Source organism: Psychrobacter sp. CMS30, from assembly GCF_904846565.1.
In the GTDB taxonomy this organism is placed as follows: Bacteria; Pseudomonadota; Gammaproteobacteria; order Pseudomonadales; family Moraxellaceae; genus Psychrobacter; species Psychrobacter maritimus.
Window position 1 is genome coordinate 1 of sequence record NZ_CAJHBF010000037.1, and the last position, 14,488, is coordinate 14,488.

The 14,488-nt window shown below is 43.7% G+C and carries 11 protein-coding genes; 2 read left to right on the plus strand and 9 right to left on the minus strand.

Annotation, left to right across the window (positions count from 1 at the left end; genetic code table 11):
- The 3 genes from JMX94_RS12845 to JMX94_RS12855 all read right to left on the minus strand — a co-directional run.
- On the minus strand, positions 1-1,225 hold a 1,225-nt coding region (locus JMX94_RS12845), incomplete at its 3' end, for an IscS subfamily cysteine desulfurase (RefSeq protein WP_201565954.1).
- Positions 1,222-1,734: an Rrf2 family transcriptional regulator gene (locus JMX94_RS12850; RefSeq protein WP_201565956.1), complete on the minus strand. Its 513-nt coding sequence runs from the start codon at positions 1,732-1,734 to the stop codon at positions 1,222-1,224. The genes JMX94_RS12845 and JMX94_RS12850, both read right to left, overlap by 4 nt.
- Before the next feature lie 588 nt (positions 1,735-2,322).
- On the minus strand, positions 2,323-2,970 hold the full coding sequence (locus tag JMX94_RS12855) for a hypothetical protein (protein ID WP_201565958.1): 648 nt from the start codon (positions 2,968-2,970) through the stop codon (positions 2,323-2,325).
- 640 nt (positions 2,971-3,610) lie between these two features.
- On the opposite strand from JMX94_RS12855, the gene JMX94_RS12860 reads away from it, so the two are divergent.
- Together JMX94_RS12860 and JMX94_RS12865 are read left to right on the plus strand one after the other, a co-directional pair.
- Positions 3,611-3,883: an HU family DNA-binding protein gene (locus JMX94_RS12860; protein WP_068404475.1), complete on the plus strand. Its 273-nt coding sequence runs from the start codon at positions 3,611-3,613 to the stop codon at positions 3,881-3,883.
- A 481-nt stretch (positions 3,884-4,364) separates the two neighbouring features.
- Entirely contained in the window at positions 4,365-6,239 is a 1,875-nt protein-coding gene (locus JMX94_RS12865; protein WP_201565960.1) for a SurA N-terminal domain-containing protein, read from the plus strand.
- Positions 6,240-6,383: 144 nt separating this feature from the next.
- On the opposite strand, the gene purH is transcribed toward JMX94_RS12865, so the two are convergent.
- The 6 genes from purH to mrcB all read right to left on the minus strand — a co-directional run.
- On the minus strand, positions 6,384-7,964 hold the full coding sequence (purH, locus tag JMX94_RS12870) for a bifunctional phosphoribosylaminoimidazolecarboxamide formyltransferase/IMP cyclohydrolase (protein WP_201565962.1): 1,581 nt from the start codon (positions 7,962-7,964) through the stop codon (positions 6,384-6,386).
- A gap of 292 nt (positions 7,965-8,256) precedes the next feature.
- Positions 8,257-8,649, minus strand: coding sequence for a DNA-binding transcriptional regulator Fis (gene fis, locus JMX94_RS12875; protein WP_307843788.1), 393 nt, complete (start codon positions 8,647-8,649; stop codon positions 8,257-8,259).
- Positions 8,650-8,929: 280 nt separating this feature from the next.
- Positions 8,930-10,243, minus strand: coding sequence for a DUF3426 domain-containing protein (locus tag JMX94_RS12880; protein WP_201565965.1), 1,314 nt, complete (start codon positions 10,241-10,243; stop codon positions 8,930-8,932).
- Between the two features lie 206 nt (positions 10,244-10,449).
- On the minus strand, positions 10,450-11,376 hold the full coding sequence (gene prmA / locus JMX94_RS12885; RefSeq protein WP_201565967.1) for a 50S ribosomal protein L11 methyltransferase: 927 nt from the start codon (positions 11,374-11,376) through the stop codon (positions 10,450-10,452).
- 152 nt (positions 11,377-11,528) lie between these two features.
- Positions 11,529-12,392, minus strand: coding sequence for a tetratricopeptide repeat protein (locus JMX94_RS12890; protein ID WP_201565969.1), 864 nt, complete (start codon positions 12,390-12,392; stop codon positions 11,529-11,531).
- 30 nt (positions 12,393-12,422) lie between these two features.
- On the minus strand, positions 12,423-14,488 hold a 2,066-nt coding region (mrcB, locus tag JMX94_RS12895), incomplete at its 5' end, for a penicillin-binding protein 1B (RefSeq protein WP_201565971.1).

Below are 14,488 nucleotides of genomic sequence, written 5' to 3' on the forward strand. Positions count from 1 at the left end.
AATGCTCAGACCATTCTACCGAGTCTAAATCAACGCCTTCTTGATACATATCCCAAAGTGGTGATAGGGCGCGTAGCTTATCAACCGCTTCATGCATTTGCTTGATAACTGTATCAATGTCTTCTTCAGTGGTATAACGACCAAAGCTAAAGCGGATTGAGCTATGCGCCAATTCATCTGGGCGACCAATAGCACGCAATACGTATGATGGCTCAAGCGTGGCTGAGGTACAGGCTGAACCTGATGATACCGCCAAGTCTTTTAGTGACATCATGAGCGACTCGCCTTCAACAAAGTTAAAGCTGATATTAACAATATTTGGCACACTGTTTTCTAAATCACCGTTTAGATAAATCTCTTCGATATCTTGTAGACCGTCCCACAGTTTTTGGCGTAGCTTTGCCGCGTGAGCATGGTCTTCTGCATAGCGCTCATTGGCTAAAGCAAATGCGGCACCGATACCAACGATTTGGTGCGTGGGCAACGTACCTGAACGCATACCGCGCTCATGACCACCGCCATGTTGTTCCGCTTTTAGGCGAACACGTGGTTTACGACTGACGAATAATGCGCCGATACCTTTAGGACCGTAAGCTTTATGACCTGAGAAGCTCATTAAGTCAATTTTCATCTTTTCAAGATCGACCAATACTTTGCCAACTGACTGAGCACCATCGACGTGGAAGATAACGCCCGCTTCGCGAGTGATTTCACCAATCGCTGCAACATCGGTAATCGTACCAAGCTCGTTATTTACTATCATCAGTGATACTAAAATCGTATCGTCACGTAAAGCGGCTTTCACTTGCTCTGGTAAAATCAAACCGGTGCTTGGCTGCGGCTCAAGATAGGTAATCTCAAAGCCTTCTTGCTCAAGCTCACGGCAGGTATCTAAAACAGCTTTATGCTCAATTTTACTGGTAATAATATGTTTACCACGAGACTGATAAAAGTGTGCTGCGCCTTTAATGGCTAAGTTATCTGATTCTGTCGCACCCGAGGTAAAGACGATTTCGCGTGGGTCAGCATTAATTGCTTCAGCCACTTGCCCGCGAGCCGTTTCTACCGCTTCTTCCGCTTGCCAGCCATAGCCATGTGAACGTGATGCTGGGTTACCAAAGATGCCGTCTACTGTCAGATATTCGCTCATCTTGGCAGCGACTGACTTAGCAACTGGCGTGGTGGCGGCATAATCTAAGTATATAAGGTTGTTATGTTGGCTCATGCTGGGTTTGCCTCGCTGGTCGATAGGGTAATAGTATTGATGTCTTTCATAGAAGTTTCTTTTGGAAAAGAGAGGTGCTGACGGTCTGAGACTGACTGCACGTGTTCCATGTCTAATAATTGCGCTAATGTTATATTTTTCAAGTACTGTTCAACATGATTAGATAGAGCGCACCACAAATCATGCGTTAGGCACATTGTACCACTTTGACAGTCGCCGCGTCCGCCGCACTGCATCGCATCCACAGATTCATCGACGGCAGAAATGATGCTCATCACATCAATCTCATCAAGTGGTTTGGCCAGATGATAGCCGCCTGCTGCACCGCGAATACTGGTGACTAAACCACGCTTACGCAGTTTGGAAAATAACTGTTCAAGATAAGAGATAGATATCGATTGCCGCTTAGCAATGTCTGATAAAGAGACGGCGCTCTCTTGTTGGCTGGTTTGCAGTGCCAAGTCAAGTAAAGCGGTCACGGCGTATCTGCCTCGAGTAGTCAAACGCATATATTATCTCCAAACCTTTTAAGGATAAATTTATTTAACAACGATCTTAGTCATGTCGTATTGTTAGAAGTGTGCTGCTAGCAATCATTTATGCCATCAATCATTTATAAAGCATAAGTGGTTTATTGGCAGCTAACTATTAATAGCTAATAGCATTTAATACTTAATAGTATTGACACTTCTATTAAGGGAAATCATCTATCGACTAAGTGGTGTCTTGTCGCTATTAAACAGCAGATGGTTTACCCGATGTGTGCAACGATAGAGTCATTATAATCAATCCCGAGTAATTTAGTCAAGATTAAAGTGTGGTTGAATGGTGAGTGCAACTTATGACCATGATTGATAAAAACAATGACGCAGATATTAAAGGTAAATATGAAAGAGGAGTAGCGAGGAGGAAAAGTGCGCAATAGCGTGTATATGACAAAAAGCGTTTAATAATGCTAAGTATTATTAAACGCTACGTCGATGTGAAGCTATTATATTCTTAAAAAAAAGATTTGTATGAAATATCAGTATTTATAAGCGATCAGCGGCCGTGCATTGTTGTAAAGCTCATTCATTATCGAATTAGATTATTAAAAGTTAAGTCATTATAAACAGAGCGATGATAGCGGCAATGGCGATAACAGCAGCGACTATGCTCGTAATAATAAAGGTCTGCTGTTTGCTTTGTAATTCTTTTACCGTGGTTTCAAGCTCACGGTTTTTGATGGTCAAAGTGGTGATTTGAGTTTGCTGCTCTTTAATACGTAGCTTATAGCTCTCTTTTTTATCGGCCTTTTCAGCCTCGGTAGGCTTGGGCTTACTTTTGCCGCCCTTAATTTTTTTAATCACGCCTTGAATCAAACTACCAAGACCCAGCTGCATAATAAACTGCTTCACCAACTGTACTTGCACCGACTCACCACGCATTTGTAGCTTTTCGGTGGTTTCGCTGTCGTGGGTGGTGATGGCATTAATCACTTGAATGCTATAAGCATTGATAACAACGTCAGGCTCAGTACGTCCGATAGGCAAGCGGTCGTCCAATAACACGCCTTTAGTACTAAAAGTAGCAAAAACTTCCACATGCGGTAAGTACAATCTTAGCGCGACGATAGTCTCTTGCTTGGCAAGCGGATAAGCGGCTTTACGGAGCTCTGGGTCTAAGCGTAACAGCAGGGTCAGCGCCGACTCGATAAACACCAATATGATATTAAGCAGAGAGTGAGACAACGTAGAACGCTTCATGTAAATAATCCGTTTTTATGGTGTAAATGAAAGACAAAAGGACAGGCAAGGATCAAAGTCGACCCAAAATGTACAATAGAATTGCGCTTATAGTAACGCCTTTATAATAAAAAGTAACGCCCGTTTCTGTCAGTTGCTAATTTATTACCTTACAATTTGCCAGTCAATAAAGACACTGGTATTTATGACTGACAATGTATTAGTATGGCTTGGCAGTTATTTTTATCGATAAAAATTGGTTTTTAGGAGCGCAGTCAGTTACTAAGCGCTTTAATAAGCGTTTGATGACATTGTTTATGCGCAAGCTAAATTGTTTATGCACCAGCTATAGTGTTTAACTGGCTAAGCTGATTTTCTACGTCAAATGACACAAGACCTAAGCCAAATACACAAGCTAAAATAGCGATTTTGCAAAAAAGTTGCAGCAGTTTTGAGTAACATTGGGTGTCAAATACGTAGTAGAGTGCACAAAAATATGTAAAATCGCTTGCGCTCCTTATGCTGCCTTGCTATAAAGACGTTAACAAAGCGAAACCTGTTTATACGCCAGTCAGGTGGTTTTTATTGCTTAAGTACTCTGAGAGCGATACAATACTTGGCGTGAGCGTTTTTTTACCCCCTAAAACTTGAAGGAAATTTTATGAATAAGTCAGAATTAATTGATAGCATCGCCGAGAAAAGTGGTCTAAATAAAACTCAAGCTGGCGAAGCTTTGAATGCAGTAATGGAAAGTGTTGGCGAAGCTCTAGAAGCTGGCGATAGCATCTCATTGGTTGGTTTTGGTACTTTTAGCGTAAAAGACCGTAAGGCTCGTACTGGCCGTAACCCTAAGACTGGTGAAGAGCTTAGCATTCCAGCAAGCAAAGTACCAAGCTTCAAAGCGGGTAAAAACTTGAAAGAGCGTTTAAACTAAGCCGTTTAAAACAAGCCGCTTTATTTACGCCATTTCATTTAAGCTATTTTATGATACACAGATGCTCGTTGACGACGTGATACACGAATAACAACAGCGTTTGTTGGCGGTAAATTGATAATGGCAACTCATGGCTTAAAGTACAATCAAAGTACAATTTAAGTCATGAGTGATGTAGCAAAAAAGCACCTAGAGATTAGGTGCTTTTTTTAGTGCTATAGTTTGTGTCAATTAGTGTGAATAGCAGCGTGAATATTTTGAGTCTGCATCAAAAATCACGTATCATAGGGCGCGCGATAGATGTGTTGTTTAAACAAGGGGTTTTAAAAACCTTGCTGTAAGCTTTGTCAATAAGCCTTGTTTTGCAACGATAGACTGCACATGTTCTTCTTCTTACCATTGCCTGCTTATACAGCGTTGATATTATTAATAGTATTACAATGGTCTTTCATCAATATAGGTTAATAAAGCAGAGATAACTATGGATAAATTGCGCGATTTTTTAAAAAGCTGGCCAGGTCGCATTTTATTGATTTTATGCCTATCGCCGCTCGCTCTATTGGGTGTCGAAAGCTACTTTGGAGGCGGGGTCGATCCCAACCAAATCGCTCAAGTAGGTGACGCAAGCGTGGGACTGTCCGAGTATCAGACTGCGGTAAATAACCGCCGTACCGAGCTTTTAGACCAAGTTGATGATGCCAGTTTATTAAATGAAGATGTGCTCCACGAGCAAGTCTTAAAGGGATTGATTGATCGCACTTTACTAGAGCAGCAGGCGGGTAAGCTTGGTATGACGGTTTCTGATGACACCATCAATCGCTTATTGCGCCAAGAAGAAATTTTTAAAGATGCGGAAGGTAACTTTTCTAACGATCAGTTTTCAAACTTTTTACGTCAGCGCAATATGACCAAAGATCAGCTGTTTGCAGAGTTCCGCAATCAGTTAAGCCTAGATCAGCTCAACGCCAGTATCGTAGGCACAGCGGTATATCCAATGCAAGCGGTCAGTCAATTGATTGACCTGCAGCTAGAGTCGCGCAATATTTGGCTGCATCGTTTTAATTGGCAGGACTATGCTGAACAAGTAAAGTTGAGCAAGGGTGATATCCAAGCCTACTATGATGCCAGTAAAGACAAGTTAAAAAGCGCTGCCATGGTTGATTTGGCTTACCTGCAACTGAGCCCGCAGGCCATTGAGGTTAATGAGGTTAGTAAAGAAGATGTGCAGCAGCAGTATGAGGCTTATAAGCAAGGTCTTGCTGTCGTTGATGAGCGTAAAATTAGCCAAATCTTGCTAACCGGTAAAGACGCCAAAGCGCGCGCTGATAAGATTAAAGCCCGTCTTGCTAAAGGTGAATCATTTGCTAAGCTGGCTAAGACAGAATCTGACGATCCATCAGGAGAAACAGGTGGCGATATCGGACGCTTTAATGCCTCAGTATTTGGTAATGACGCCCCAGCGGTTGAAAAAGCACTTGAAGGCTTGAGTGTTGGTGATGTCAGCGCGCCTGTAAAGACCAGCTTTGGCTATCAGATATTTACTGTGACTGAAGATAATGGTAGCAAAATACCAAGTCTAGACAGCATGCGTGCAGAGTTAACGGCTAAAGCCAAAGAGTATAAACGTCAGGAAATGTATGCGGATAAAGTGACGGCGATTAATGATTTGGCAGCAGATGGCTTTAGTATTGAAGATATTGCTCAGCAAGAAAACGTCGCATTAAAACGTATCAAAGATTATCGTAAAGAAAACAATCAATCTGCTTTGGCGCAGCCTGCGGTGATTAAGCAAGCGTTTGATGAGTTTACCATTCAAGACCAAGCAGTGACGGCAGGTATTGAGGTCGGTAATGGCACGGTATGGGTACAACCAAGTAACTATCGTCCAACGAAAACGCTATCTTTGACAGCGGCGACGCCAAGAATTACGCAGATATTGCGTCAACAAAAAGCGACGGCACTAGCACTAAAAGAGGCGAAGAAACTGGCCGCTGGTATTAAGACGCCTGCTGATATTGCTAAACAACCCGTTAAGCTACAAGCGTTAGGCGAAATAAACCGTCAGACCACGCAATTGACTGAAAAAGAGCGCGGCTTAGCCTTTAGTCAACAAGCAGCCGCCAATGGTGTGGTGGCAGTAGCGAGCGAGACTGAGATGGGTGCCACGTTATTGGTCGGTGATCGCATCAAAACAGAGCAGCAATCGCCGTTATCTGATGCCCAAAGAGCACAAACTGCCGCCATTATTCGTGATAATTTAGGTCAAGATCAGCTGCAAGATTATCTAGATTATCTACGTATGGTGTACAAAGTTGAGATTAATAAAACCAATATGGCCAATGCGCAAGGGCGTTAAGCGACCTATAGGGCACTTGTTAAACCCTTTGTTTTAATAAGCTTTATCAAATCTTAAATGTAAAAAAGCCACTATTAATAGTGGCTTTTTTATGTAATACGATTCTTAATGATTTTGTCTTAACAGCATTATCTTGACAGCAGATTAATGGCGGAAATGACGCATACCAGTGAATACCATGGCGATACCATGCTCATTAGCAGCAGCAATCGTTTCGTCATCACGCATAGAACCACCCGGTTGGATGATAGCAGCAATACCGACTTCGGCAGCGTTATCGATACCATCACGGAACGGGAAGAAGGCATCTGATGCCATTACCGCGCCTTCGGTAGCAAGACCGGCGTGCTCAGCTTTGATAGCGGCGATACGCGCTGAATTTACACGGCTCATTTGACCTGCGCCAACACCGATAGTGCGTTGACCTTTGGCATAAACAATGGCGTTAGATTTGACATATTTAGCGACATTCCAGCTGAATAGCAAATCAGCAATTTGCGCTTCCGTTGGCTGGACGTCAGTGACGATTTTTAAGTCATTGGCAGTAATTAAGCCCAAATCTTGCTCTTGCACCAATAAACCACCATTGACGCGTTTATAATCAAGCTGGCTTTCACGCTGCTCAGGTGTTGGTAATTCACCACAAACCAAGACGCGCACGTTTTTCTTGCTCGCAGTTGCTTCAAGAACGCCATCCTCAATACTTGGAGCAATGATAACTTCGACAAATTGATTTTCAATAATGGCTTTAGCAGCAGCAAGCGTTAGTGGGCGGTTAAAGGCGATAATACCACCAAAAGATGACTCAGGGTCGGTACTAAAGGCGGTGCGATAAGCCGCTACTTGATCGCTATCTACGGCCACACCGCAAGGATTGGCGTGTTTTACGATAACACAAGCGGGTGCACTAAAGGCTTTAACACATTCAAGCGCGGCATCGGTATCTGCGATATTGTTATAAGACAGCTCTTTACCTTGTAATTGCTGCGCGGTTGCAATAGACGCTTGCTTGCTTTTTAGGGCATGATTTTCAACATAAAAAGCAGCATTTTGATGCGGGTTTTCACCGTAGCGTAGGTCTTGTACTTTTTCAAGTTGGACGTTAAAGGTACGTGAGAAATTCTCTGGCGTTTGAGTTTCATTAACTCGGCTACCCAAGAAGTTTGCAATCATACCGTCGTATTGTGCGGTATGCTCAAAGGCTTTAACCGCTAAATCGTAACGTAGGGCATGGGTCAGTGTTGTACCTTCACCTAAGGCTTCGAGTACGCGCGTATAATCAGCAGGATCGGTCACAATACCAACATGGGCGTGGTTTTTTGCTGCTGAACGCACCATAGTAGGGCCACCAATATCGATATTTTCGATAGCGTCATTCATGGTCACGTCAGGACGCGCAATGGTTTCTGCGAACGGATAAAGGTTGACGACGACCAAATCAATACGTTCAATGGCGTGCTCACTCATCACCGCGTCATCGGTGCCACGGCGCCCTAAAATGCCGCCATGAATCTTAGGATGCAAGGTTTTAACACGGCCGTCCATCATTTCAGGGAAGCCGGTATAGTCTGATACTTCGGTCACAGCAACGTTGTGCTCTGTCAGTAAGCGGTAAGTGCCGCCGGTCGATAGTAAGCCAAAACCTGCTTTTAGCAGACCTTGAGCGAATTCAACGATGTTAGATTTATCGGAGACCGAGAGTAGGGCAAGTGGGGTTGTACTCATAAAAAAAGTTCCATAAAAAAAAGCCTGACGTAAACGCCTGGCAAGGTAATAATGGCAAGTAGTACAGAGTGTGTCGTGATTGATAAGATCATAAACTCTAGCTTTGCCATAAGTAATGACTGTGAAAAGTGGCTTTGAAAAACGGCTTTGAAAAACGGCTGCGAAAAATGATAATTAAAAGTGGCCGTTAAAAAGCACTGGAAAATAAATGCAGCGCGCCCATGGTTTTAGCACTATTAAGCAAAAGTATGGGTCATCTAAGCAAAATTAGAGGCATCAGTGCTAAGCCGTTCTACATTAAACCATAGATTTTTAGCTTTTTGCGTAGCGTACCGCGATTGAGCCCCAAAATTTGCGCGCACTTGGTTTGATTGCCTCGGCTCTTTTCAAGGACAACAGACAACAGCGGTTGCTCTATCTCTTTTAAAATAAGCTCATATAAGTCTGTTGGCATCTCATCATCTAACATCGCAAAATACTGCCGCACCACGCGTTCTACATGTACCCGCAGGGGTTCATGAACATGAATGCTATTGTCTAAAGAAGACTCTACCTCGTGAATTGAGCGATGGTAGTCCTCTTTATAGTAATCAGCAGGATTCTCAGCATTTTTGTCAAAATGATTGGCATTATACTGTGCATGTGGTGCCATAAGATAATGTCCTTGAGCGTAAAGAAAAACCATAAGGCGTTTGAGCGCTATTATAACAAAGTCATCGCCTATCACAGCAATAGATTGGGCATTACCATAGCATTGAGGCTATTTATTTCTATTTAATAGACTGTTTTAGAGCGATTGGCTTTAATGTTGTTGGATAGCATCGTATTTTTGATAAACGATGCCCTTACTAAGAACTTTCTGTAATAAGAGCTGTCTTTTTATAAAAGATAATTTTGCATAAACTATGTGGTTATTCTTGCATAAGTCATGTGGCTATTAATGGTTTTTTTAATAAGTGAGATTGTTAATAAACAGGAGTAACACTCACTTTACTGATTTGAGTATTGGCAACTGGTACGGTGAACAAGAGCTGTTTGCGACTTTGCGCGCCTAATTGGCTCTGCGTGCTCAATAAATAATCCTGTGGCGCTGCGATAAATTCTCCGATAAGCGCCTTGTCACCGTAGACACTGACTTTTACATGAGGAAGTAATTGTGCTTGCGGGCTTTGATTGTTTAAAGTGATGCTGATATCGCTAAATGAGCTGGCTGTTTTAATACGGCTGGATTGATGGCTAACATCGCTTGTGCTCAAAACAGCTAGATTAGCACTAGGTAGGCTACAAGCCGCGATAGCACATACTTTTTGCAAGCGCTCTGCATGGGCAGGGTTTTTAACCAAGTTATCTAAATTAAAAATGACATATTGGGCAAATAGTAGCAGCGCTAATACCAGACAGCCAAGGGTCCATAATAACGAGGCAATCGACCGCCTAGCAGGCGTTGGTGAAAACTTTGCTTGTGTCTGCTGTTGTTTAAGACGTGCCGCCTTGCTATGGTCTTCGTCTTTGAGGGAGACACCCATACTGGCAAGCAGCTCTGATAAATCAGTCTGGTCTTTTGGCGCATCTTCACTTTTATTTTGTTCTTTGAGTAGTTTTTCAAGCCATGATTCATCGGCATTGTTGTCGATATTGGCATGAATATCATTGGCTGCGGCTGAGCTCAGAGCAACGTGTGCGGCTGATGGCTGCTCTTTTAAGGCAGCACTTGCTAAAGCAGGATTTGCTATTGGATTAATAGAGGAGTGCGTGCTTTTATTCAATGAGGTAGGCGTGTTTTTTGCATGTTGATTACCCATAATAGCGGCAGAGTTGCTATTGTTGCTATCTGCGGCTTGGGTCAACCATGCATCCATGCTGTCTAATGAGTCATATTCTACATGTTCATCTTTATCTTCAAAACCATCAATGTCCATGTCGTCATAAATTAAGCCATCATGAATCACCTCATCCTCAATCATATCATCATGAATAAGAATATCTGCTTCTGCTGGCTCTGATGTGACGTTCAGCTTTGATTTTGTCTTTGATAAGACAGAAGAATTTTGCTTATTGATAGGAATATTAGGAGTAGCGGCTGCGGCAGTTTTATCTTCACTTGCTATATTTTCAAGCGGGCGTTCTGTGTCCGCGGTGACGATAAGGTTGTTATTGACCAAAAAACTGTGCTGACAATGTTCACAGCAGACATTTGCTGTTTTTTGGTCTAACTGAGTTTTTTTAATATTAAAAATAGCATGACAATGAGGGCACTGGGTTTTTATTGGCGTAGTCATAGGGTCAGAATCCAAAAAGGTATAAGTATTAATACCGCATGTTAATACCGCATGTTAATACCGTATAGCCACTCACCAACCGCTGCCAATCATTCTAATGTCAATTTAGATATGCTAACCATCATAACCCACAGGCAACTATAGAGCAGCGTTAAATACACAACATTTAACTGCTCCTCTATCGTAACAGATGTAATTAAATGTTGCTAGCCTGTAAATGTACCAGATAAACGCTGCCAATGTTGATCTTCTTGCGCGGTAAAAGCGTGCTTAGGATCAAGGGCAAAGTAGGGTTGATATGCTTCGGTAACTTGCTCGGTTTGGGATTCAATCAAACCTGCTAATACGATGCGACTTTTTGGTGCCATTAAGGTGGCAAAATAAGGCGCTAAGCCAATAAGCGGCTTGGCTAAAATGTTGGCAACCATGACTTCTACGGGTTTAATATTGTTTTGCTGCCAGTAGTTATTGAAGTCTTCTGGCAAAAATGCTTGCAAGCGATTATCAACCTGATTACGCTCCGCATTTTGATTGGTCGCCAGCACGGCTTGTGGGTCAATATCAACGGCATAAACTTGGCGAGCACCCAACAAAAGCGCAGCAATACCTAAAATACCCGAACCACAGCCATAGTCGATGACGACTTTATCGGTCAGGTCTTGCTCTGTCAGCCAATCAAGGCATAAACGGGTAGTGGCATGGTAGCCGGTACCAAAAGCCAAACCTGGATCCATAATAATATTGGTGGCTTCAGGGTTTGGCGGTGTCAGCCAATTAGGCACAATCCATAAGTTATTGGCACATTCGATAGGCTGATAATTGGACATCCATTCACGTTCCCAATCCTTATCATCGACAGCGCTGACCCACGTTCGGCTAGCTTGTACTTGTGCGCCGATTTCATGACTTAATTGCTCAATCGCTTGACGGCTGCCCGTATCAGTAGTGGCATCGAACAGTCCTGTGAGTATGACTTCATCCCATAATGGTGATTCACCAGGAAGCGGTTCAAATAAAGGCTGATCGCCGGCGTCATCTAAAGCAATTGATAGAGCGCCTGCCTCTAATAACAATGCCTCAGCAAGATCGACGTTATTTTTTTCACATTGTAAGTGCAGTTGTTGCCATGCCATAAGGGTAACCTTAATATTAAATTAAAAATGGATAATGAAAGGGGTGTAAGAAAGTAATCATTAAACGGGATAAAAAATTAACGACTAACTATATAAGCCTATTTTAGCGCTTATATAGTCAGTCGTCATGATAAATACGAGGGCGTGTGTGATTAGCGCAGTGCTTGTTTGGCTTCTTTTATCACGCGGGCGTTGCCTTGAGCTTGTCCTGATTGCAGAATAATTTGCCACAGCGCGCGGCGGCGACTGCTGTCTTGAGAGACTGTCAGACCACGGCGTGCCATTGCTTCAGCTTTACGCGGTTGGTTTTTCTTAAGGGCTACTTGTCCCAAATAAAAATAGACGGCTGATGACTTGGGCGCAAGTCGCTGCGCGCGCGTAAAGCTGCTTTCAGCGCCATTTAGATTGCCCGCTTTTAATTGCCCTGTACCTACTTGCATAAGATTACGAAAGGCTGGCAGGTTACTGTTATTGGTCGTGCTTTGCTGACTGCGCTGCTGTGAGTTCTGCCGCGCCCGCTCCAATAGCTCATTATGTGAGGGTATCGATGGCTCAGATATCATGTAATCTTCGCGCGAAGGCGTAAAGATTATGGCATCAGGGCTGTCAGGGCTATCAGGCTGAGTGACTATCGGACTTTGCGTAGACGGTGTGTAAACCGGTGTTGCTTCGGTTAATGGGTTGGTTGCCGTGGGCTGCTCAGGCGGCGTATAAGGCTCGATAGGGTATTCATAAGCCTCATCTTTATAGTCATTGCTTTCATAAGGACTGGTTGCATGGGTACTGTTTTTAACAATAGGTGCTTGAGTCGCTGTTGACGGTTGCTTCGTTACAGATGGTGACGTTTGCACAGGAGAGGTTTTCATTACCGTCGGCGCCGTCTGGCAGGCACTTAAACTCAGCATGCCGATAACGGCGCTGACCGTAAAGATAGTATTAATACGCTTCGTCTGCGTAGTAGCTTGGGCCGTAATAGCCTGCTTAGTAGCGACAGTTTGTTGTATAAATAATGCCATGTTAAAACCCTTTTTTAAGTTTTAAAAACTCTAGAACCATTCAACGGCACGATCATACCAAGTATCGGTACGATTGCTTGAATCGCTCTCTTGCTCAGCATTGTTCTCTTCGTTATCCGCCTCAACTGCTGCGCCATTAGGAATATCTAAGCCTTCACGGCGACGCTGCTGATTGATAGAGCCTTGCTGATTTTGCAACTGTATCTGCTCACGGGCACGATCTTGCTGATATAAGCTCAGCGCACAACTGCTGGCTTCTTCTGGTAGATGCGCTGACATAACGGGCAAGTAGCGCGCATCGGCACAGCGTTCATTAGACAGCTTGCCTGAGTTGTTCTCAAGCCACAACCATTCAATCCCTTCGGGTTCTGGCAGGGCTACAGGTGTCAGTTTTAGACGATTCATATAATCGACCCAAACTGGTAAAGCGCCACTACCACCGCTCAGACCAATCGGTTTATTATCATCACGACCGACCCAAACCACACTAACATAGTTACCACTGTAGCCGGCAAACCAAGCATCACGGTAATCGTTAGTAGTACCCGTTTTACCAGCAAGATTTAAATTGCTGCCAAGCGATTGTATGCGTCTAGCCGTGCCGTTTTTAACCACGTCTTGTAACGCATAATTAATCAAAAAGTTGGTTTCAGGCGGGATACTACGCTGGGTATTTAACCCCGTACGCTGCAAGATACGCCCACGATCATCAATCACGCTACGAATACTGTGGATAGGCGTGCGGAAACCACCAGTGGCAAACACTTGGTAAACCCCAAGCATGTCCATTGGGCTAAGATTGACCGAGCCTAATAAAGCCGAAGGATAAGGCGGGATTTTCTCTTTAATACCCATACGCTGCAACTGCTTAACAAAGGTAGGAACGCCAAATTCCATGCCTAAACGTACCGCGCTGTGATTATAAGATTGCGACAAAGCGGTGGTAAATGGCACGTAACCATGGTCACGATTGTCATAGTTCCTAGGATTCCACTCAGTACCGTCACTGAGATTGACCGTAATCGGCGAATCATCAACCGAGCTTGCCAAATTATAGCGCCCGCTTTCAAGCGCCGTCATATAGATAATCGGCTTTAATAATGAACCAACTTGGCGTTTGGCGTCGACAGCACGGTTAAAGCCCGTAAATTCACTGCCACTACCGACCACTGCCACCAGCTCGCCCGTTTCAGGGTTGGCACTGACTAAAGCGCCTTGTAAATCCTTGGTCTTACTGCCTCGGCGGCGCAGCTCACCAAGTTTTCTCTCAACCGCTTTATCCGCTGCTAACTGGGCAATAGGATCTAAGGTACTGATGATAATCAGACCTTCGTTTTTCAGATCATCTGAGTAATAAACTTTATTTAATTCGCGCTTAACAATATCTAGAAAATCAGGGAACTGGCTTTTGCCTTCGACTGGTTTATCAACGACACCAAGTGGTTGCTCGATGGCTTTATCATAGTCTTCTTGACTGAGCGAGCCGACCGCCAACATATTGCTTAGTACTGTATTTCGACGCGCTTTTGAATCGTTTGGATGGCGACGCGGATTATAAACACTCGGTCCTTTTGCCATACCGACCAGCAGTGCTTGTTGGTCTAAACGCAGCTCTTTGAGTGGTTTATCAAAGTAAAATTGCGAGGCAAGGCCAAAACCATTGATAGAACGATTGCCATTTTGACCCAAGTAAATCTCATTCAAATAGGTTTGCAGAATCTCATCTTTACTATAATGCAGCTCAAGTAGTACCGCCATCAAAGCTTCATTGGCTTTGCGTTTCATGGTACGGTCGGAATTTAGATAAAAGTTTTTAATCAGCTGCTGGGTGATGGTCGAGCCACCTTGCCTAGAACCACCGGTAAAGTTATTTAATACGGCGCGGGCGATACCACGTATCGATACGCCTTTATGCTCATAAAATCCCCGATCTTCTGTAGCGATTAGGGCGTCAATCAGTGGCTGCGGCACTTGGTCTAGCGACACCACCATACGATCTTCGTTGCTGTCTGGATAAATCCCACCGATATTAACCGGCTCAAGACGAATAATGCCAGTTTTGGCCGGCTGGGTACTTTGTACCGATTCAATCTTAT